The sequence below is a fragment of the Aliiroseovarius sp. genome, from assembly GCF_965228805.1.
Taxonomy (GTDB): domain Bacteria; phylum Pseudomonadota; class Alphaproteobacteria; order Rhodobacterales; family Rhodobacteraceae; genus JASBTN01.
Map to the genome: position 1 here is coordinate 1,698,003 of NZ_CBDDIE010000003.1, position 18,818 is coordinate 1,716,820.

Consider the following 18,818-nt stretch of genomic DNA (forward strand, 5'->3'; position numbering starts at 1 on the left):
GGTCCGGCGGCGTTTCATTTATAAGACAGGGAGCCTTTGATGGCATCTGCAGCAGAACAAATGGCCGCGAACATGAGCTGGGGCGCCTTTGGCAAGGCGACCGAACTGCGCTCGCGGATCTTCTTCACCATCGGGCTTCTGATCATCTACCGGATCGGCACCTATATCCCGGTGCCGGGCATCGACGCGAACGCGTTGCGGGAGTTCATGGACCAGGCGCAGTCGGGCATTGCCGGCGTGTTGGGCATGTTCACCGGCGGCGCGCTCAGCCGCATGGGGGTCTTTGCGCTCGGCATCATGCCCTATATCTCCGCCTCGATCATCGTGCAGCTTCTGTCCTCCATGTGGGAGCCGCTGAAGCAGCTGAAGAAGGAAGGCGAACAGGGCCGCAAGAAGATCAACCAGTACACCCGCTACGGCACCGTGCTGCTGGCGACCGGCCAGGCCTTTGCGCTGGCCAACTCGCTGCTGGCGGGCGACCTGGTGCAGGCCGATCTGCCCTCCATGTTCTTCATCGCCGCCTGTGTCATCACCCTGGTCGGCGGCACCATGTTCCTGATGTGGCTGGGTGAACAGATCACCGCGCGCGGCATCGGCAACGGTATCTCGCTGATCATCTTCGTCGGCATCGTGGCCGAAATCCCCGCCGCCCTGGGTCAGTTCCTGGCCTCTGGTCGTTCGGGTGCCATCAGCCCTGCCGTGATCATCGGTGTGATCGTCATGGTCGTGGCCGTGATCGCCTTCGTGGTGTTCATGGAACGCGCCCTGCGCAAGATCCACATTCAGTATCCGCGCCGTCAGGTCGGCATGAAAGTCTATGACGGTGGCAGCTCGCACCTGCCGGTCAAGGTCAACCCGGCGGGCGTGATCCCGGCGATCTTCGCCTCGGCGCTTCTGCTGCTGCCGACGACGATCTCGACCTTCTCGACCGGTCAGACCGGCCCGATCATGGCCACCATCCTGGCCTATTTCGGCCCGGGCCAGCCGCTGTATCTGTTGTTCTTCACCGGCATGATCGTCTTCTTCACCTTCTTCTACACCAAGGAAGTCGCGTTCAAGGTCGATGACGTGGCCGACAACCTGAAGAACCAGAACGGTTTCGTGCCCGGCATCCGCCCCGGCAAGAAGACCGCCGAATACCTGGACTATGTGGTGACCCGTATCCTGGTGCTGGGCGCCGGCTACCTGGCCCTGGTCTGCCTGCTGCCGGAGATCCTGCGCAGCCAGCTGGCGATCCCGTTCTACTTCGGCGGCACCTCGGTGCTGATCGTCGTGTCGGTCACCATGGACACGATCAACCAGGTGCAAAGCCACCTGCTGGCCCACCAGTATGAAGGCCTGATCGAAAAGTCGCAGCTGCGCGGCAAGAAGCGTGGCAAGAAGGGACCTGCACGTCGATGAACATCATTCTGCTTGGCCCGCCCGGCGCGGGGAAGGGCACCCAGGCCCGCAAACTTGTTGACGAGCGGGGCATGGTCCAGCTCTCCACCGGCGACATGCTGCGCGATGCGATGGCTTCCGGGTCCGAGATGGGCCAGAAGGTCGCCGCGATCATGAACGCGGGCGAGTTGGTCACCGACGAGATCGTCATCGGGTTGATCGAGGAAAAGCTGAACGGCGACCACGGCGGCGGCTTCATCTTCGACGGCTTCCCCCGCACGCTGCCCCAGGCCGATGCTTTGGGCGCGCTGCTGGAAAAACACGGCGCCACCCTGGACGCGGTGATCGAGATGCAGGTGGATGACGACGCCCTGGTGGCCCGCATTACCGCGCGTTCGACCTGCGGCAACTGTGGCGAGGTCTACAACGACCTGTCCAAACCGATCCCAGCCGACGGCAAATGCGGCAACTGCGGCGCCTCCGAATTCAAACGCCGCGCCGATGACAACGAGGAAAGCCTGCGTACCCGCCTGATGGAGTACTACAAGAAGACCTCGCCGCTCATTGGCTACTACTACGCCAAGGGCGACCTGAAGTCGGTCGACGGCCTGGCCGAGATCGACGAGGTTGCAGGCGCGATTGCCGCGGTTCTGGGCTGAGGACTGACGGGAACGAATTGAAGCGCCCTCCGCAAGCCGGGGGGCGTTTTGTTTTTGACGGCGAGGGTGAGCAGCCGCGACGGGCCCGACCCTGGGTGGGCGCTTCTGAACGGGTTTTCATCGCGAACGGATTGCCACGCGTCGGACGCCGGTATGGGTTGGAACGTTGGAAATGCGCCCTCCCGTGGGGAGGGTCGGGCGCGTCATGCCAGAGGCATGCTTCCAGCATGACGCTGCGCCGCTCCGGGTGGTAGAAACCGGCTTTCCCTGACCGCCCCGTTAACACCCCCTTGACGCCCCGCCCATTCCCGGATACGTCACGCCATCCCGAAAGGGAATCGTGTGAGTCGGGGTCGCTCCCCGAAGCCACAGACCAGAGACCATAGCGAAGCCCGTAGGGACGAAAATCCCGCGGGCTTGTGTTGTGAAAAAAGGTTCCGGTGCTACGGAACCGCAACGAAAAGGAAAAAGACACTTGGCACGTATTGCCGGCGTGAACATCCCGACCCACAAACGGGTCCCGATCGCCCTCACTTACATCACTGGTATTGGCCATACTTCGGCCGCCGCCATCTGCGAAGCCGTGAACATCGAAGCGACCCGTCGTGTGAACGAACTGTCGGACGCCGAAGTTCTGGCCATTCGCGAGCACATCGACGCCAACTACCTGGTGGAAGGCGACCTGCGCCGTGAAACCCAGCTGAACATCAAGCGCCTGATGGACCTGGGCTGCTACCGTGGCCTGCGTCACCGTCGCAACCTGCCGGTTCGCGGCCAGCGTACCCACACCAATGCGCGCACGCGCAAAGGCCCGGCGAAGCCCATCGCCGGCAAGAAGAAATAAGGGAGGGTTCGACCAATGGCTCGTGATAAATCCCGCACCAAGCGTAAAGAGCGTAAGAACATCGCGTCGGGCGTTGCCCACGTGAACAGCTCGTTCAACAACACCAAGATCCTGATCTCGGACGTGCAAGGCAACGCCATCTCGTGGTCGTCGGCTGGCACCATGGGCTTCAAGGGCTCGCGCAAGTCGACCCCCTATGCTGCCCAGATGGCCGCCGAAGATGCCGGCAAGAAGGCTCAGGAACACGGCGTCAAGACGCTGGAAGTCGAAGTTCAGGGCCCCGGTTCGGGTCGTGAATCGGCTCTGCGCGCCCTGGCCGCGATCGGTTTCAACATCACCTCGATCCGTGACGTGACCCCGATCGCCCACAACGGCTGCCGCCCGCCGAAGCGCCGCCGCGTCTGATTTTTCGAATTGCTCGGGCCGTGGATTTCCCCACGGCCCGAGTCCGTCATTTTACAACCTCGGGCGTTTTGCCTTCGGACATGAGGCAGAACAGGAATGGAGGGACGCATGATCCACAAGAACTGGGCCGAACTGATCAAGCCGACGTCGCTTGACGTGAAACCGGGCAATGACCCGGCGCGCCAGGCGACCGTCGTTGCCGAACCGCTGGAACGCGGCTTCGGTCTGACGCTTGGCAACGCCCTGCGCCGCGTGCTGATGAGCTCGCTGCAAGGTGCCGCGATCACTTCGGTGCAAATCGACAACGTTCTGCACGAGTTCAGCTCGATCGCCGGTGTGCGCGAAGACGTCACCGACGTGATCCTGAACCTGAAGGGCGTCGCCCTGGCGATGGAAGTCGAAGGCCCCAAGCGCCTGTCGATCTCGGCCAAGGGTCCGCTGGTGGTCACCGCCGGTGACATCTCGGAATCGGCCGGTATCGAGGTCCTGAACAAGGATCACGTGATCTGCCACCTGGACGATGGCGCCGACCTGTTCATGGAGCTGACCGTGAACACCGGCAAGGGCTACGTCGCCGCCGACAAGAACAAGCCGGAAGATGCGCCGATTGGCCTGATCCCGGTCGACGCGATCTACTCGCCGGTCAAGAAAGTGTCCTATGACGTGCAGCCGACCCGCGAGGGCCAGGTGCTGGACTATGACAAACTGACCATGAAGGTGGAGACCGACGGTTCGGTCACCCCCGACGATGCGATCGCCTTCGCCGCCCGCATCCTGCAAGACCAGCTGTCGATCTTCGTGAACTTCGAAGAGCCCGAAGCCGCCGGTCGCCAGGACGAGGACGACGGTCTGGAGTTCAACCCGCTTCTGCTGAAGAAAGTGGACGAGCTGGAACTGTCGGTGCGTTCGGCCAACTGCCTGAAGAACGACAACATCGTCTACATCGGCGACCTGATCCAGAAGACCGAGGCCGAGATGCTGCGCACCCCGAACTTCGGCCGCAAGTCCTTGAACGAGATCAAGGAAGTGCTGTCGGGCATGGGTCTGCACCTGGGCATGGACGTCGAGGAATGGCCGCCGGAGAACATCGAAGAGCTGGCCAAGAAGTTCGAAGACCAGTTCTAAACAATTCGGCGGGGTGGCGCGTCTCACCCCGCCTCAATTCCTGCAATAGCAGGGACGATCAGGGCAATCCTGCCCCAAGGAGAGGGACCGACACGCATCGGTTCACGGACAAAGCAAAGCCCACCGGCATCACGATCGGGGGCACCAAATGAAGGAAGAACAAAATGCGTCACGCTAAGGGCTACCGTCGCCTCAACCGCACCCACGAACACCGCAAGGCGATGTTCTCGAACATGGCTGGCTCGCTGATCGAGCACGAACAGATCAAGACCACCCTGCCGAAGGCCAAGGAACTCAAGCGCGTCATGGACAAGCTGATCACCCTGGGCAAGCGCGGCGATCTGCACGCCCGCCGTCAGGCTGCCGCTCAGCTGAAGCAGGACAAGGACGTCGCCAAGCTGTTCGAAGTTCTGGGCCCGCGCTACGCCGAGCGTAACGGTGGTTACACCCGCGTGCTGAAGGCCGGCTTCCGCTACGGCGACATGGCCCCGATGGCGATCATCGAGCTGGTGGACCGCGATCCGGAAGCCAAAGGCGCCGCCGACCGTGCCCGCCTGGCCGAAGAAGAAGCCGCCGAGCTGGCCGAAGAATAATTTCCACCCCAAGTGGAAACGCGAAAGCCCCGCCGAATCGGCGGGGCTTTTTCATATCTGGGGCAGGGCTCAGTTTATCTTTTCCGCCCGCGCCCGGCGGTGCAGCAGCATCGAGGCATGCAGCCGCTCCATCAAATGTCCGGTCCGATCCCGCCCGCAGTCCGACAAGCCCATGAAATCAATCAAGGCTTCCCGGTCACGCTCTGACAGGTCGTTCAATTTCTCCACCAGATCGGCGTCCCTGTTTCGCACTTTTGTCCCTCGATTTTTCGAGTATTGTGTGTTTACAATTTAGAGTTGATGCTAATTATATCAACTTGTCTAAAAGGATAGACTGCGCTGTGCAGGGTGTGTGGAGAAACACGGGCATGACAGACACTCAGGGGCTGGACCAGGGGTTGGCCAGGTTGTCGGACCTGTCCCCCAAAGGCTATGCGCTGGGACTGCACATTCGTTACGCCGCTGCGCATCTGATGTTTCAGACCTATGACCCGCGCTGGACCGAGACCTATACCGAAAATGGCTACATGCTGGCCGACCCCACCGTGTTCTGGGGCTTCGGCAACGAAGGGACCCGGCGCTGGAGTGAGGTCGGCCTGCCTGATCAGCATGGCATCCTGGAACAGGCCCGTGTGTTCGGGCTGAACTATGGCGTCGTGGTCTCCTGCGGGCCGATTTCCTCGCGGACAATTGGCGGTTTCGCCCGCGAGGATCGCGAGTTCACCGATGACGAGATCAACGAGATTCAGGCGGTGGTACGCGTGTTGCACAATGCCTCGACCCCGCCCGATCAGCTGACGCCCGCGCAGCGCATGGCCCTGCGCCTGATCGCCAAGGGCTCGCGTCACGCCGAGGCCGCGGCGATCCTGGGCATTTCGGAAAGCGCGCTCAAGGCGCGGCTGCGCTCGGCCCGCGACAGGCTGATGGTGCGCACCACGGCTGAAGCCGTGCAGCGCGCGCAGGAATACAACCTGCTCTAGCATCCCGGATCAACGGCGCCTAATGTCGCCCCATGGCTGACCTGTTCGACAACGCAACCAAAGACATTCCCGACGCGCCGCGCCCCCTGGCGGACCGGCTGCGGCCGAAAACTTTGGGCGAGGTGATCGGCCAGGAACAGGTGCTGGGCCCCGAGGCGCCCCTGGGCGTGATGCTCAAGGCGGGCAGCTTGGGATCGCTGATTTTCTGGGGCCCGCCCGGGGTCGGCAAGACCACCATCGCCCGGCTGTTGGCGGATGAGACCGACCTGCATTTCGTGCAGATCAGCGCGATCTTTACCGGGGTTCCGGAGCTCAGGAAGGTTTTCGAGGCCGCCAAGCTCAGACGCCAGAACGGCCAGGGCACGCTGCTGTTCGTGGACGAGATCCATCGTTTCAACAAGGCGCAGCAGGACGGGTTCCTGCCTCATATGGAAGACGGCACCATCCTTCTGGTCGGCGCCACGACCGAGAACCCCAGTTTCGAGCTGAACGCCGCTGTGCTGTCGCGCTCGCAGGTGCTGGTGCTGACCCGGCTCGACCTTGCCGACCTGGAACGGCTGGCCCAACGGGCGGAAAAGGAGCTGGACCGCCCGCTCCCTCTGACCGGCCCCGCCCGCGAGGCGCTCTTGGAGATGGCCGATGGCGACGGGCGGGCGCTCTTGAACCTCATCGAACAGGTCATGGCCTGGGGGCTCGACGCCAAGATCGGCACCGAGGATCTGGGCACCCGCCTGATGCGCCGCGCGGTCAACTACGACAAGTCGGGGGATGAGCATTACAACCTGATCTCGGCCCTGCACAAATCCGTACGCGGCTCGGACCCGGACGCGGCGCTTTACTGGTTCGCGCGCATGCTAACCGGCGGCGAAGACCCGCGTTTCCTGGGCCGCCGCCTGACCCGCATGGCGGTCGAGGATATCGGCCTGGCCGACCCGCAAGCCCAACGCGTTTGCCTGGATGCCTGGGAAACCTACGAACGCCTGGGCAGCCCGGAGGGTGAGCTGGCCCTGTCGCAGGCTGTGATCTACCTGGCGCTGGCGCCCAAATCCAACGCCAATTACGTGGCCTACAAGGCGGCGATGAAGGCCGCGAAGAAGACCGGCTCGGAACCGCCGCCCAAACACATCCTGAACGCGCCCACCAAGCTGATGGAAGATCAGGGCTACGGCGCCGGTTATGCTTATGACCATGACGCGCCCGACGGGTTTTCCGGCCAGGACTATTTCCCCGACGAGATGAAGCGCGGGGTCTATTACGTGCCGGTCGAACGCGGCTTCGAACGCGAGCTGAAAAAACGCACAGATTACTTTGCAAATCTGCGCAGAAAACGCCGCTGACATACTCTTGATTTGAAAATAAAGAATCTTCGACGGAAGGGTGATCCCTGTCCGTTAGAGGATCATACCAGTCGATTTGAACGCAGCCAAAGGAGCCACGTCATGCGTTTTGCCATTCTCGCCGCCACCATTCTGGCCATTCCCACCACCAGCCTCGCCGCCGATATGGTCGAGGACACGATCGCCGCGCGGCAGGGCTATTACAAGCTGTTGGGCGCCAACATGGGCGTGCTCGCCGGCATGGCCAAGGGCGAGATCGACTATGACTCCAGCTCGGCACAGACCGCTGCCGACAACATGGTGACGCTGACCTCCTACAACCTGGGCCACCTCTATGTGCCCGGCACCTCGGCCGACGATTCGGACAAGACCCGCGCGCTGGCGAAGATCTGGGAAGACTTCCCGGGCGTGCAGGAAAAGGGCGCGGCCTATGTGAAGGCGGCGATGGCGATGCAGGAAGTGGCCGGTGCCGGCAAGGGTGAGATGGCCGGTGCGCTCGGCGCCCTCGGCGGCTCCTGCAAGGGCTGCCACGACGCCTATCGCGCCAAGTAAGTCGGAGCGGATGCGATGAAAGACATGGATCACGAGCTGCCCGAGGGCGTCACCCGCGTGAAACTCTGGGATCCGGCCCTGCGCCTGTTCCACTGGGCGCTGGTGATCTGTGTCGTCACGACCTGGGTGTTGGGCCGGTATGGGCCCAACATCATGACGCTGCATTTCTACCTGGGCTATGCGGTGATCGGCCTGCTGGCCTTCCGGCTCGTCTGGGGCCTGTTCGGCCCGGCACCAGCGCGGTTCTCCCATTTCCTCTTCGGCCCGCGCACCACGCTCAGCTACATGTCCAAGGTTGGCAGGCGCGAGCCCTCCTACTGGCCCGGCCATAACCCGATGGGTGCGCTGGCGGCCTTCGGCCTGCTGGGGCTTTTGGGGTTTCAGGTGCTGACCGGCCTGTTTGCCGACCCCGAGGATTTCATAAATGTCGGCCCCCTGGCCAATCAGGTCAGCACCGATACGGCCCGCATGGCATTGGGCTGGCATTACCGCGGCTCGCTGGTGTTGCTGGCGCTGGTGGTTCTGCATGTCGGTGCGATCCTCTTCTACAAGACCTGGAAGCGCGAAGACCTGGTGCGCCCGATGATCACCGGCTGGAAAGCGGTGCGCCAAAACCCCGACCAGCGCTGAGCGGGTCCGACCAGCCTTGACAACAAGGCCCCGGGGCCTCAGTCAGGCCCCATGATGACACCCCTACTGCAAGTTGCCCTGGGCGGCGCGATCGGCGCCTCGGCCCGCTATCTGACCAACGTGACCGCGACGCGGATCATGGGGCATGGCTACCCCTGGGCGACGCTCACCGTGAACGTTCTGGGTTCGATGCTGATGGGGGTGCTGGTGGTGGTGCTGGCGAAGAAGGGCGGCAATGCCTACGCGCCGCTTCTGATCACCGGCATGCTGGGCGGGTTCACCACCTTTTCGGCCTTTTCCCTGGATGCCTTTACCCTGTTTGAACGCGGCCAGATGGGCGCGGCGGCGGGCTATGTGCTGGCCTCGGTCGTTCTGTCGATTGCGGCCATCGTCGTGGGCATCCTTCTGACACGGAGCATCCTATGAGCGGCGTTCAGACCATTACCATCGGCCCGGGCGAACCCGAGCAGCGGCTGGATCGCTGGATCAAGCGGGTCTTTCCCCATGTCGGCCAGGGCCGGATCGAAAAGGCCTGCCGCAAGGGCGAGATCCGGGTGGACGGCGGGCGGGTCAAACCCTCGACCCGCGTCGGTCCGGGCAATGACGTGCGCTTGCCGCCGCTGCCCGAACCCGGCCAGGTGACCGCGCAACCAAAGCCCAAGGTGTCCGATGCCGATGCCAAGCTGATCCAATCCTGCGTGATCTATCGCGACGACCACATTATCGCGTTGAACAAGCCGCCGGGCTTGCCGACCCAGGGCGGCTCGAAACAGACCCGCCACGTGGACGGGCTGGCCGAGGCGCTGAAATTCGATTTCGAGGAAAAACCGCGCCTGGTGCACCGGTTGGACAAGGATACTTCCGGCGTGCTGCTGCTGGCCCGTACCCGCGCCGTGGCCTCCGCGCTGACCGGCGCGATCCGCCACAAGGAGACGCGCAAGATCTACTGGGCCGTGGTCGCCGGCGTGCCGACGCCCTATCTGGGCGAGATCCGCTATGGCCTGGTGAAGGCCCCGGGCGGCGGCAAGGGGCAGGGCGAGAAAATGCTCTGCGTGCATCCGCGCGACGTGGCCCATACCGATGGCGCCAAGCGCGCGCATACGCTCTATTCCGCCTTGTATCGCGTCGCCGGGCGGGCGACCTGGGTCGCGCTGGAGCCGATCACCGGGCGCACGCATCAGCTGCGCGCCCATATGGCCGAAATCGGCCACCCGATCCTGGGCGACGGCAAGTATGGCGGTTCGGGGCAGGAGAACCAGGGCGACGGCTGGGGCGCGGGCATTGGCGGCGAGATCTCGAAGAAGCTGCACCTGCATGCCCGCTCGATGACCTTCGAACACCCGGTCACCCGCAAGCCCGTGACCGTGACCGCCGATCTGCCTGACCACATCGCCCGCACCTTCGAGACCTTCGGTTGGACCGAGGATCTGGCGGCAGACGATCCCTTCGAGGGGCTTTGATGAAGATGGGTATTTCGCACCGCGAAGCGGGGCGGCGCCCGACCCTCCCCACGGGAGGGCGCTTTTGCGACGTTTCAACACGAACCAAGGTATCGGGTGAGGCGGCGGGTTCACCCCACTTCACTTCTAGCGGGCGCCCACCCAGGGTCGGGCGCCGCCCCGCTTCTCTCTCCATCCAAGGACCCGCCCGATGACCCGCCTCAAACTCGCCGTCTTCGATGTCGACGGCACGCTGATGGACAGCCAAGACCTGATCGTCGAGGCGATGACCCGTGCCTTTGGTGGCCTTGGCGTCACCCTGCCGACGCGCGCGCAGGTGCTTTCCATCGTCGGCCTCTCGCTCGACCGCGCCATCGCCGAAATGATGCCCGCCCTCTCGCCCGCCGAGGTCGCCCACGCCGCCGATCTCTACAAGCAAAGCTTCATCGCCCTCCGTGCCGAGAAGGGCGGCGAGGCCGCAGCTCCGCTATACCCGGGCGCGCGTGAGGCGTTGACCCAACTGGCCGCCCGCGACGAAGTTCTGCTGGGCGTCGCCACCGGCAAGGCGAAACGTGGGCTGGACCACGCCATTGCCTCGCATGACCTGCAGGGGCTGTTCCTCACGCAACAGACTGCCGACGATCACCCGTCGAAACCACATCCCTCGATGCTGGACAAATGCCTCGCCGACACCGGGGCGGCGGCGGGTGATGCGGTGATGATCGGCGATACCACCTTCGACATCGAGATGGGCCGCGCCGCGGGCTTTCGCACCCTGGGCGTCAGCTGGGGCTACCACCCGACCACCGCCCTGCGCGACGCGGGCGCGGACCTGATCGTGGACACTTTCGCGGGCGTTCTGCCCGCCTTGGACGAACTTTGGGGGATCACATGAGCACCTGGGCAGCGAAACGGTTCTGGAAAGAGGCGACGGCGATTGAGGTGGAAACCGGCTGGACCGTGCAACTGGACGGGCGCGGCGTGCGCACCCCCGCCAAGGCCCCGCTGGTGGTGCCGACCCGCGCCATGGCCCAGGCCATCGCCGCCGAATGGGACGCCCAAGAAGACAAGGTCGATCCGAATGTCATGCCGGTCACTCGCTCGGCCAATGCGGCGATCGACAAGGTCTCCCACCAGTTCAATGAAGTGGCACAAATGCTGGCCGCCTATGGCGACAGCGACCTTCTGTGCTACCGCGCCACCAGCCCGCAGGCGCTGATCGACCGGCAGGCCGCGCGCTGGGACCCGCTGCTCGACTGGGCGGCCACGGCGCTGGAGGCCCGGCTGACCCCGGTTTCGGGTGTCATTCACGCGCCTCAGGACGCACAAGCGCTTGCGAATCTCGCTACGCGTGTGTCGACCTTTACCCCGTTCGAACTCACGGCCTTTCACGATCTGGTGTCGATTTCCGGCTCTCTCGTGCTGGGCTTCGCCGCGACCGAAGGCCACATGGATGCCGCCGCGCTGTGGGACCTGTCCCGTCTGGACGAGGCCTGGCAGGAAGAACAATGGGGTGAGGACGAAGAGGCCAGCGCCCAGGCGGCCCTGAAAAAACAGGCGTTTGAACACGCCATGCGCTTCTTTTCCATGTGCCGTTGACGCGAGCGTCACAACCTTTGCGTTAGCACCGCCGAACTTGGCGTCGATTTCCCCTGCGTAAGGCATAAGGAAATCCGATGTAACCCTTGACGAAATCTCATGATTGCGCCCAAACTCGTGCACGCTGATCGGGGGGTCCCCGGTCACTCCAATCGTCCCGGCCGCAAGAGCCGGAAGAGAAACGCCCGGGGACGGGCGGAAAATCAGGAAGAGGTAATCATGAAAAAAACCGTTTTTCTTGGCGCGCTGACCGTGGCCGGCCTGGCTGCTGGCGCTTCGGCTGCTGCCACCCTTGATGACGTCAAGGCGCGTGGCAAGCTGAACTGCGGCGTGGCCACCGGTGTGCCGGGCTTTGCCGCCCCGGATGCGAACGGCCGTTGGGAGGGCTTCGACGTGGCCGTCTGCCGCGCTGTCGCCGCTGCCGTTCTGGGTGATTCGGACGCCGTGGAATTCGTGCCGACCACCGGCAAGACGCGCTTCACCGCGCTGTCGTCGGGTGAGATTGACATGCTGGCCCGCAACACCACCTGGACCCTGTCGCGCGACGTCGACCTGAAGTTCACCTTCGTGGGCGTCAACTACTACGACGGTCAGGGCTTCATGGTGCCCAAGGATCTGGGCGTTTCGTCGGCCAAGGAACTGGACGGCGCCACCGTCTGCATCCAGACCGGCACCACCACCGAGCTGAACCTGGCCGAGTTCTTCCGCGCCAACAACATGAGCTACGAGCCGGTCCCGATCGAGACCCAGGCCGAAGCGCTGCAGCAGTACAACGCTGGCGCCTGTGACGTCTACACCACCGACGCCTCGGGTCTGGCCGCTGCCCGTTCGACCTTCGAAGATCCGACCTCCTCGGTCATTCTGCCCGAGATCATCTCGAAAGAGCCGCTGGGCCCGCTGGTCCGTCACGGCGACAACGAGTGGGGCGACATCGTGCGCTGGACCCTCAACGCGCTGATCGCCGCCGAGGAATTCGGCATCACCTCGACCAACATCGGTGAACTGTCGGCTGCGGCCGGCGACAACCCGGAAGTGAACCGCCTGCTGGGCACCGAAGGCAACCTGGGCGAGATGCTCGGCCTGGACGCCGGTTGGGCGAAAGCCGCGATCATGGCGGGTGGCAACTACGGCGAAGTGTTCGAAAAGAACATCGGCGAGAACACCCCGATCGGCCTGGCGCGTGGTCTGAACGCACAGTGGCGTGATGGCGGCCTGATCTACTCGCCGCCGTTCCGCTAAGCACACCAGGAAGGGGCGCGGCAACGACCGCGCCCCTTTCCAATTTACCAATGAGCCCTGACGGCAGCCGAAAACGGCGCCAGGAAAACAGATCGGGGCCTTACGGGGAATGTCCTATATGACAACGATGACCGACCCTCATCCTCAGGGCGGGTTCAAGCTGTCGATGCTGATCTATGACAGCCGCTACCGCTCCATGACCATCCAGATCGTCGCCTTGATCGGGTTCCTGACCCTGATCGGCTGGCTGATCAACAACACCGCACAGAACCTCGCCGACCTGGGCAAGGAGCCCAGCTTCGGCTTCATGACCGAAGGCGCCGGCTATGACATCAACCAGAAACTGTTAGATTACAACAGCACGCACACACATGCCAAAGCCGCTCTTCTGGGGCTTCTAAACACCCTGCTTGTGGCTGTTCTCGGTTGTATCACGGCCACGGTGATCGGTGTGCTGGTGGGCGTGGCCCGCCTGTCGCACAACTGGATCATCTCGCGCCTCATGGCCTTCTATGTCGAGATGTTCCGAAACGTGCCGGTGCTCCTGTGGATCGTCCTGGCCATGGCCATCATGATCGAAAGCTTCGATCCGCCGAAATCCTTCCGCCCACCACGCGGCGGGGGCGAGGCAACCGCCTCCATGTTGTTGGGGGATAGTGTCGCCGTGTCCAACCAGGGCATCTTTATCCCGCGTCTGGTTCCGTCAGACCTGGGTTTGTGGATCCTGGTGGTGCTGGCACTGTCCCTCGTCGCAATCCGCATGATCCGCAAATGGGCGGACAAGCGGCAGGAGCAAACCGGGGATCGGCCCCACACCCTGTGGCTGAACATCGGGGTGTTCGTTGTCCCCTCGGCTCTGGCCTACTTTGCGCTGACTGCGATCAGCAGTTCGAACCAGCAGGCCTATATTGCGGTCGGGGTCGAAAACCCTGCCGATTTCGCCGCCTATATCGAGGAGCACGGCAAGTTCAACTATTGTCATGCCAGTGGCTCTGCCGCGTCCTTGAACGGCATTCGCGCCCTGACGGCGGATGAGGTGAACTTCGGTCGCAAGAATTTCTTCAGCCAGTCTGCCGCCCGCACCGGGCTGTTGGAAGGCAAATGCGATGTGCTGGTTGTGGATGCCTCCGGCGCGGAGGACATCGCGGCCGAAGTGGCCGAGAGCGTGCGCGGCGGCAAACCCGTTGCGATGTTCGATGCGGGCTTTACCGAAGGGCGTGCGATTGAGGTCGAACGCCCCGCTGTCACCACCAAAGGCATTGCCAAGTTCGAAGGCGGGACGCATATGCGCAACTCGCTGATCGCGCTCTGGCTGGCCCTGTCGCTCTATACCGCGGCTTTCATCGCGGAAATCGTGCGGGCGGGGATCCTGGCGATCTCCAAGGGGCAAAGCGAAGCGGCCGGGGCCCTGGGCCTGCGTCCGCGCCGCATCATGTCGCTGGTGGTCCTGCCGCAGGCGCTGCGGGTGATCATCCCGCCGCTGATCTCCAACTACCTGAACCTGACCAAGAACTCCTCGCTGGCCATTGCCGTGGGCTACATGGACCTGACCGGCACGCTTGGCGGGATTACCCTGAACCAGACCGGGCGCGAGCTTGAGACGCTGCTGCTGCTCATGCTGATCTACCTGATCATCTCGCTGACCATCTCGGCGCTGATGAACTGGTACAACAATTCCGTGAAGCTGAAGGAGCGCTGATATGTCCGACCTGTCTTTTGTTCGCTCCGAAATGCTGCCCGAACGGGCGCCGCCGCCCTCGACCGTCGGTGTTGTCGGCTGGATGCGCGAGAACCTGTTCAACGGCATTACCAACTCGGTCCTGACTGTCCTGTCGGTGGTCTTCATCGTCTGGTGTGTGGTGGGCTTCCTGGGCTGGGCGATCTCGCCCACATGGGCCGCCGCCAACCTGCGCGACTGTCAGGAGCTCGTCACCGGCCATGAAGGCGCCTGTTGGGGCGTCGTGCGCGACCGCTGGCAGCAGCTGCTGTTCGGCTTCTACCCGCAGGCGCTCTACTGGCGGCCGATCCTGGCCTTCGTGCTCCTGTTCATCGCGCTGATCCCGGTGCTCTTCGCCATGATCTCGCGCCGCATGAACTGGTTCCTGCTGCTGGCCGTGCTTGCCTTCGGCGCGTCGCAGATCGGCGGCGTCGTGGGCATGATCCTGGCCATCGTGCTGGCCGCCGGTGCCGCCTTTGTCGGTTTCAAGCTGGTCACCACCAACAAGGCCGACCGGGCCGAGGAAATCGCGGCCGGGGCAAAACGCCTTCCGAACCCGCTGATCTTCTCGGTGCTCTACCCGTTCATCGCACCCTGGCTGCTGTGGGGCGGGTCCCTGTGGATGCCGATCGTGGCGCTCCTGGGCTTTGTGCTGGGCTGGGCGGCCATGCGCTTGACGGCAGACGTGATCGGCACGCTGGGCGCCACCATCCTGGCCTTCGTCGTACCGGTGCTGTGGTGGCTCTTTGCCGCCGCCGGTTTCGCCGACATTGCCCAGGGCGTGCTGCCCATCGGCATCGAAGCGGTGCAGAGCCGTGACTTCGGGGGCATGCTCCTGTCGCTTACCATCGGCGTCGTCGCGATCTCGATCTCGCTGCCCATCGGCATCGTTCTGGCGCTGGGCCGTCAGTCCGACCTGATGATCGTCAAGGCGCTCTGCGTGGGCTTCATCGAGTTCATCCGCGGCGTGCCGCTGATCACGCTCCTGTTCGTGGCCTCGACGCTTCTGAACATCTTCATGCCCAAGGGCACCAACTTCGACATCATCCTGCGCGTCATCATCATGGCGACCCTGTTCTCCTCTGCCTACATGGCCGAGACGATCCGGGGCGGGCTCGCGGCGCTGCCGCGTGGCCAGTACGAGGCGGCGGATGCGCTGGGTCTGGATTACTGGAAGGCGCAACGGCTGATCATCATGCCGCAGGCGCTGAAGATCTCAATCCCCGGCATCGTGTCCAACTTCATCGGCCTGTTCAAGGATACGACCCTCGTGTCGATCATTGGCCTGTTGGATCCGCTCGGACTGTCGAACACCATCCGTGCCCACACCGACTGGGTTGGCATTTACTGGGAACTCTTCGCGGTCATCGCGCTGATGTTCTTCGTCTTCTGCTTCTCCATGTCCCGTTACTCGATGTATCTGGAGCGCCGTCTGCGCACCGATCACCGTTAAGAGGAGAGACCTGATATGTCTTCCATCGAACTTGACCACCACGCAGACCGTTCCAAGATGTCCGTCTCGGACGAGGTTGCGATTGAAATCAACGGCATGAACAAGTGGTACGGCAACTTCCACGTGCTTCGTGACATCAACCTGACCGTGAACCAGGGCGAACGCATCGTCATCGCGGGGCCCTCGGGCTCGGGCAAGTCGACGCTCATTCGCTGCATCAACCGGCTGGAGGAACACCAGGAGGGCCAGATCATCGTCGATGGCACCGAGCTCACCTCGGACCTCAAGAATGTCGACAAGGTGCGCTCCGAGGTTGGCATGGTGTTTCAGCACTTCAACCTGTTCCCGCATCTGACCATCCTGGAAAACTGCACGCTCGCGCCGATCTGGGTGCGCAAGACGCCCCGCAAGGAGGCCGAGGAAACGGCGATGCACTTCCTTGAAAAGGTCAAGATCCCCGAGCAGGCCAACAAGTATCCGGGCCAGCTGTCCGGTGGTCAGCAGCAGCGTGTGGCGATCGCCCGCTCGCTCTGCATGATGCCGCGGATCATGCTGTTTGACGAACCGACCTCGGCGCTTGACCCCGAGATGATCAAGGAAGTCCTTGAAACCATGGTGGAATTGGCGGAAGAGGGCATGACCATGCTCTGCGTCACCCACGAGATGGGCTTCGCCAAGGAGGTCGCCAACCGCGTGATCTTCATGGATGCGGGGCAGATCGTGGAACAGAACGAGCCCGAGGAGTTCTTCAACAACCCGCAGAGCGAACGCACCAAGCTGTTCCTGTCCCAGATCCTCTGAGACCTGCACACCGAAAACACCGAAAGCCCCGCCAATCGGCGGGGCTTTTTGGTTGCCCATAGCCCATCCGCGCCATCAGCCGCTGTCGCGAACAGGCGCGCAGGCCGCTCTCCGCCCCCTACCGTTGTAGAAAACACCGGGAGGGCCCCCATGAACCCCAGCAAATACAGCCCTGACACCGCGCGCAGCCTCGTGCCTATCGCTCAGGCTCACCGCATTTCCGAGGCCATCCTGCGCGCCAAGGGCTGCCCGCCTGACATCGCCCGCGCGGTCGCCGATCACCTGATTGGCGCAGACCTCTCCGGCGTCGAATCCCACGGCGTCTGGCGCGTGCTCGCCTACGCGGGCTATTATGACAGCGGCTATCTGACCGCCGCCGTGCGCCCCGAACTCACCCGAAACGACCGCGGTGCCTGGCTGGTGGATGGTCATGGCGGTATCGGCATTCCGGCCATGACCCTGGGCATCGAACACGTGGTGTCGCGCGCGAAGGACAGCGGGATTGCCGCCATTGCGCTGCAAAGTGTCGGCCACACTGGGCGGCTGGGCTGTTTCGCCGAATACGCCGCGTCGCAGGGCTGCCTGGCGATCATCATCGGCGGCGGTGGGCGTGAAAACTGGCGGCTCGTGGCCCCCTATGGCGGGCGCAAGGCGCTCATGTCCACCAACCCCTATGCGATTGGAATTCCTGGCGGAAAACAGGGTCCGGTGGTGGTGGACCTGGCCACGTCTGCTGCTGCGGCGGGCTGGGTCTATGGTGCCAAGATTGCCGGGGCAACCCTGCCCGACGGCGTGCTGATCGACCGCGACGGCAAGCCCAGCAACGACCCCCAGGCCTATTTCGACGGCGGCGCGATCCTGACGGCGGGCGGGCCCAAGGGCTATGCGCTCGCCGTGGCGGCCGAAATGATCGCCGAGGCCATGCTTGGCCCTGCCACCACCGAATGCAACTGGCTGATGCTGGCGCTGGATTGCAGCCTCTACCAGGAGCCCACGCGATTGCGGGAGATTGCCGAAGAAATCCTGGACGAGCTGCGCCACTGCCCGCCCGCCGAGGGGTTTACCCGCGTCGAAGTGCCCGGTGAACGCGAAGCCGCCGCGCGGGCGCGCAACGCGGGCCAGCCGATCAGCCTGCCCAAGGCGACATGGGACAGCATCTGCGATCTTGCTCGAGGGCTGGGGATTGCCGTGGACAGCTAGGCTTTGCTCTTGCGGCAGAGGTCAAAACCGCGCAGTACAGGGCTAACCTGCCTTGAACACGGAGCCCCCCATGTCCGCAAAACGCATCGTCATGTCCAGCGACCACGCCGCCATCGAGCTGCGCCAGGCGCTCGCAGCCCATATCACCTCCATGGGGTATGAGGTCGACGACATCGGCCCGACCACGCCTGAAAGCACCCATTACCCCGACCACGGCGCCAACGCCGCGCGCAAGGTGGCATCGGGCGAGGCCGACCTGGGCGTGATCCTCTGCGGTACCGGCCAGGGCATCATGATGGCCGCGAACAAGATCCCCGGCATCCGCTGCGGCGTCTGCTCGGACGCCTTTTCCGCCCGCATGATCCGCGCCCATAACAACGCCAACATCCTGTCGCTCGGCGCCCGCGTGGTCGGCGAAGGGCTGGCCATCGACATCGTCGAAGCCTACCTGAACGCCGAGTTCGAAGGTGGCCGCCACGGCACCCGCGTCGACATGATCATGGCGCTGGAAGACTGATCCTCAGCCCCGGTTCTTGCGAAAACAGGTGGTGCCCGGGAAAGCGGGTAACCACCCCGCGCGCCGGTCGCACCACAGCTCGTAAGTTGGTGCGTACCGGTCCGGGTCATCCAGCGCACCCAGATGCAGCTCCACCTCGTCGCCCGTCACCGCAAAGACCGAGCCGCCGCAGCTCGGGCAGAAATGCCGACCCTCATAGGCCCGGGTTTCGCCGGTGATCTCAACCTGATCCTTGGGAAAAATCGCCGCCGCATAGAACAGCGCGCCATGGTGCTTGCGGCAGTCCAGGCAGTGGCAGATGCCAACCCGATCCGGCTCCCCGGTCGCCGCAAAGCGCACCCGACCGCA

General features: G+C 63.6%; 22 protein-coding genes. 20 read left to right on the forward strand and 2 right to left on the reverse strand.

What is annotated here, in order from left to right; genetic code table 11:
- The first annotated feature begins 39 nt into the window (after positions 1-39).
- The 6 genes from secY (at position 40) to rplQ (ending at position 5,006) form a co-directional block, all read left to right on the forward strand.
- Positions 40-1,401 carry a preprotein translocase subunit SecY gene (gene secY / locus ACO07D_RS09565; protein WP_421702707.1) on the forward strand — a complete coding sequence of 454 codons (1,362 nt, stop codon included), beginning with the start codon at positions 40-42 and terminating at the stop codon, positions 1,399-1,401.
- A complete protein-coding gene (locus ACO07D_RS09570; RefSeq protein ID WP_421702708.1) occupies positions 1,398-2,039 on the forward strand; it encodes an adenylate kinase in 642 nt (213 codons plus the stop codon). Before secY ends, ACO07D_RS09570 begins: the two co-directional genes overlap by 4 nt.
- Positions 2,040-2,514: 475 nt before the next feature.
- Complete coding sequence (rpsM, locus tag ACO07D_RS09575; protein ID WP_421702709.1) at positions 2,515-2,883, forward strand: 30S ribosomal protein S13; 369 nt, start codon at positions 2,515-2,517, stop codon at positions 2,881-2,883.
- Between the two features lie 15 nt (positions 2,884-2,898).
- On the forward strand, positions 2,899-3,288 hold the full coding sequence (gene rpsK, locus ACO07D_RS09580) for a 30S ribosomal protein S11 (RefSeq protein ID WP_421702710.1): 390 nt from the start codon (positions 2,899-2,901) through the stop codon (positions 3,286-3,288).
- Between the two features lie 108 nt (positions 3,289-3,396).
- Positions 3,397-4,413, forward strand: coding sequence for a DNA-directed RNA polymerase subunit alpha (locus ACO07D_RS09585; RefSeq protein WP_421702711.1), 1,017 nt, complete (start codon positions 3,397-3,399; stop codon positions 4,411-4,413).
- A 164-nt stretch (positions 4,414-4,577) separates the two neighbouring features.
- On the forward strand, positions 4,578-5,006 hold the full coding sequence (rplQ, locus tag ACO07D_RS09590) for a 50S ribosomal protein L17 (RefSeq protein WP_421702712.1): 429 nt from the start codon (positions 4,578-4,580) through the stop codon (positions 5,004-5,006).
- Positions 5,007-5,075: 69 nt separating this feature from the next.
- On the opposite strand, the gene ACO07D_RS09595 is transcribed toward rplQ, so the two are convergent.
- Entirely contained in the window at positions 5,076-5,234 is a 159-nt protein-coding gene (locus ACO07D_RS09595) for a hypothetical protein (RefSeq protein ID WP_421702713.1), read from the reverse strand.
- A gap of 140 nt (positions 5,235-5,374) precedes the next feature.
- Between ACO07D_RS09595 and ACO07D_RS09600 the strand changes: the two genes are divergently transcribed.
- From ACO07D_RS09600 to rpiB, 14 genes are all read left to right on the forward strand, one after another.
- Positions 5,375-5,986 carry an autoinducer binding domain-containing protein gene (locus ACO07D_RS09600; protein ID WP_421702714.1) on the forward strand — a complete coding sequence of 204 codons (612 nt, stop codon included), beginning with the start codon at positions 5,375-5,377 and terminating at the stop codon, positions 5,984-5,986.
- A gap of 32 nt (positions 5,987-6,018) precedes the next feature.
- Complete coding sequence (locus ACO07D_RS09605; protein WP_421702715.1) at positions 6,019-7,323, forward strand: replication-associated recombination protein A; 1,305 nt, start codon at positions 6,019-6,021, stop codon at positions 7,321-7,323.
- 102 nt (positions 7,324-7,425) lie between these two features.
- Positions 7,426-7,875: a c-type cytochrome gene (locus ACO07D_RS09610; RefSeq protein WP_421702716.1), complete on the forward strand. Its 450-nt coding sequence runs from the start codon at positions 7,426-7,428 to the stop codon at positions 7,873-7,875.
- A gap of 15 nt (positions 7,876-7,890) precedes the next feature.
- Positions 7,891-8,505 carry a cytochrome b/b6 domain-containing protein gene (locus tag ACO07D_RS09615; RefSeq protein WP_421702717.1) on the forward strand — a complete coding sequence of 205 codons (615 nt, stop codon included), beginning with the start codon at positions 7,891-7,893 and terminating at the stop codon, positions 8,503-8,505.
- 51 nt (positions 8,506-8,556) lie between these two features.
- Positions 8,557-8,931, forward strand: a complete 375-nt coding sequence (crcB, locus tag ACO07D_RS09620; protein ID WP_421702718.1) for a fluoride efflux transporter CrcB — start codon at positions 8,557-8,559, stop codon at positions 8,929-8,931.
- Positions 8,928-9,965 (forward strand): RluA family pseudouridine synthase, encoded by a 1,038-nt coding sequence (locus tag ACO07D_RS09625; protein WP_421702719.1) that lies wholly within the window; start codon positions 8,928-8,930, stop codon positions 9,963-9,965. Before crcB ends, ACO07D_RS09625 begins: the two co-directional genes overlap by 4 nt.
- Positions 9,966-10,155: 190 nt before the next feature.
- A complete protein-coding gene (locus ACO07D_RS09630) occupies positions 10,156-10,839 on the forward strand; it encodes an HAD-IA family hydrolase (protein ID WP_421702720.1) in 684 nt (227 codons plus the stop codon).
- The gene (locus ACO07D_RS09635; protein WP_421702721.1) at positions 10,836-11,543 is read left to right on the forward strand and encodes an ATP12 family chaperone protein; all 708 of its coding nucleotides are present in this window, start codon (positions 10,836-10,838) and stop codon (positions 11,541-11,543) included. The genes ACO07D_RS09630 and ACO07D_RS09635 overlap by 4 nt, the downstream gene beginning before the upstream one ends.
- Positions 11,544-11,762: 219 nt before the next feature.
- Positions 11,763-12,782 carry an amino acid ABC transporter substrate-binding protein gene (locus ACO07D_RS09640; RefSeq protein WP_421702722.1) on the forward strand — a complete coding sequence of 340 codons (1,020 nt, stop codon included), beginning with the start codon at positions 11,763-11,765 and terminating at the stop codon, positions 12,780-12,782.
- A gap of 109 nt (positions 12,783-12,891) precedes the next feature.
- Entirely contained in the window at positions 12,892-14,481 is a 1,590-nt protein-coding gene (locus ACO07D_RS09645) for an amino acid ABC transporter permease (protein ID WP_421702723.1), read from the forward strand.
- 1 nt (position 14,482) lies between these two features.
- Positions 14,483-15,952, forward strand: a complete 1,470-nt coding sequence (locus ACO07D_RS09650) for an amino acid ABC transporter permease (protein WP_421702724.1) — start codon at positions 14,483-14,485, stop codon at positions 15,950-15,952.
- A 15-nt stretch (positions 15,953-15,967) separates the two neighbouring features.
- Positions 15,968-16,753 carry an amino acid ABC transporter ATP-binding protein gene (locus tag ACO07D_RS09655; RefSeq protein ID WP_421702725.1) on the forward strand — a complete coding sequence of 262 codons (786 nt, stop codon included), beginning with the start codon at positions 15,968-15,970 and terminating at the stop codon, positions 16,751-16,753.
- 150 nt (positions 16,754-16,903) lie between these two features.
- Entirely contained in the window at positions 16,904-17,953 is a 1,050-nt protein-coding gene (locus ACO07D_RS09660) for an Ldh family oxidoreductase (RefSeq protein ID WP_421702726.1), read from the forward strand.
- A 70-nt stretch (positions 17,954-18,023) separates the two neighbouring features.
- Positions 18,024-18,470 (forward strand): ribose 5-phosphate isomerase B, encoded by a 447-nt coding sequence (rpiB, locus tag ACO07D_RS09665; protein ID WP_421702727.1) that lies wholly within the window; start codon positions 18,024-18,026, stop codon positions 18,468-18,470.
- Positions 18,471-18,473: 3 nt separating this feature from the next.
- Here the strand turns inward: rpiB and ACO07D_RS09670 are convergent, their stop codons facing one another.
- Positions 18,474-18,809: a GFA family protein gene (locus tag ACO07D_RS09670; RefSeq protein ID WP_421702728.1), complete on the reverse strand. Its 336-nt coding sequence runs from the start codon at positions 18,807-18,809 to the stop codon at positions 18,474-18,476.
- Positions 18,810-18,818 lie beyond the last annotated feature (9 nt).

What these genes read in the sequence shown, in the direction of transcription:
- crcB (WP_421702718.1), top strand. Translation starts at nt 8,557, where the DNA reads ATGATGACACCCCTACTGCAAGTTGCCCTGGGCGGCGCGATCGGCGCC.
- ACO07D_RS09570 (WP_421702708.1), top strand. Translation starts at nt 1,398, where the DNA reads ATGAACATCATTCTGCTTGGCCCGCCCGGCGCGGGGAAGGGCACCCAG.
- ACO07D_RS09660 (WP_421702726.1), top strand. Translation starts at nt 16,904, where the DNA reads ATGAACCCCAGCAAATACAGCCCTGACACCGCGCGCAGCCTCGTGCCT.
- ACO07D_RS09610 (WP_421702716.1), top strand. Translation starts at nt 7,426, where the DNA reads ATGCGTTTTGCCATTCTCGCCGCCACCATTCTGGCCATTCCCACCACC.
- ACO07D_RS09630 (WP_421702720.1), top strand. Translation starts at nt 10,156, where the DNA reads ATGACCCGCCTCAAACTCGCCGTCTTCGATGTCGACGGCACGCTGATG.
- rplQ (WP_421702712.1), top strand. Translation starts at nt 4,578, where the DNA reads ATGCGTCACGCTAAGGGCTACCGTCGCCTCAACCGCACCCACGAACAC.
- ACO07D_RS09615 (WP_421702717.1), top strand. Translation starts at nt 7,891, where the DNA reads ATGAAAGACATGGATCACGAGCTGCCCGAGGGCGTCACCCGCGTGAAA.
- ACO07D_RS09640 (WP_421702722.1), top strand. Translation starts at nt 11,763, where the DNA reads ATGAAAAAAACCGTTTTTCTTGGCGCGCTGACCGTGGCCGGCCTGGCT.
- ACO07D_RS09625 (WP_421702719.1), top strand. Translation starts at nt 8,928, where the DNA reads ATGAGCGGCGTTCAGACCATTACCATCGGCCCGGGCGAACCCGAGCAG.
- ACO07D_RS09600 (WP_421702714.1), top strand. Translation starts at nt 5,375, where the DNA reads ATGACAGACACTCAGGGGCTGGACCAGGGGTTGGCCAGGTTGTCGGAC.
- ACO07D_RS09635 (WP_421702721.1), top strand. Translation starts at nt 10,836, where the DNA reads ATGAGCACCTGGGCAGCGAAACGGTTCTGGAAAGAGGCGACGGCGATT.
- rpiB (WP_421702727.1), top strand. Translation starts at nt 18,024, where the DNA reads ATGTCCGCAAAACGCATCGTCATGTCCAGCGACCACGCCGCCATCGAG.
- ACO07D_RS09650 (WP_421702724.1), top strand. Translation starts at nt 14,483, where the DNA reads ATGTCCGACCTGTCTTTTGTTCGCTCCGAAATGCTGCCCGAACGGGCG.
- ACO07D_RS09605 (WP_421702715.1), top strand. Translation starts at nt 6,019, where the DNA reads ATGGCTGACCTGTTCGACAACGCAACCAAAGACATTCCCGACGCGCCG.
- ACO07D_RS09585 (WP_421702711.1), top strand. Translation starts at nt 3,397, where the DNA reads ATGATCCACAAGAACTGGGCCGAACTGATCAAGCCGACGTCGCTTGAC.
- ACO07D_RS09645 (WP_421702723.1), top strand. Translation starts at nt 12,892, where the DNA reads ATGTCCTATATGACAACGATGACCGACCCTCATCCTCAGGGCGGGTTC.
- rpsK (WP_421702710.1), top strand. Translation starts at nt 2,899, where the DNA reads ATGGCTCGTGATAAATCCCGCACCAAGCGTAAAGAGCGTAAGAACATC.
- ACO07D_RS09655 (WP_421702725.1), top strand. Translation starts at nt 15,968, where the DNA reads ATGTCTTCCATCGAACTTGACCACCACGCAGACCGTTCCAAGATGTCC.
- secY (WP_421702707.1), top strand. Translation starts at nt 40, where the DNA reads ATGGCATCTGCAGCAGAACAAATGGCCGCGAACATGAGCTGGGGCGCC.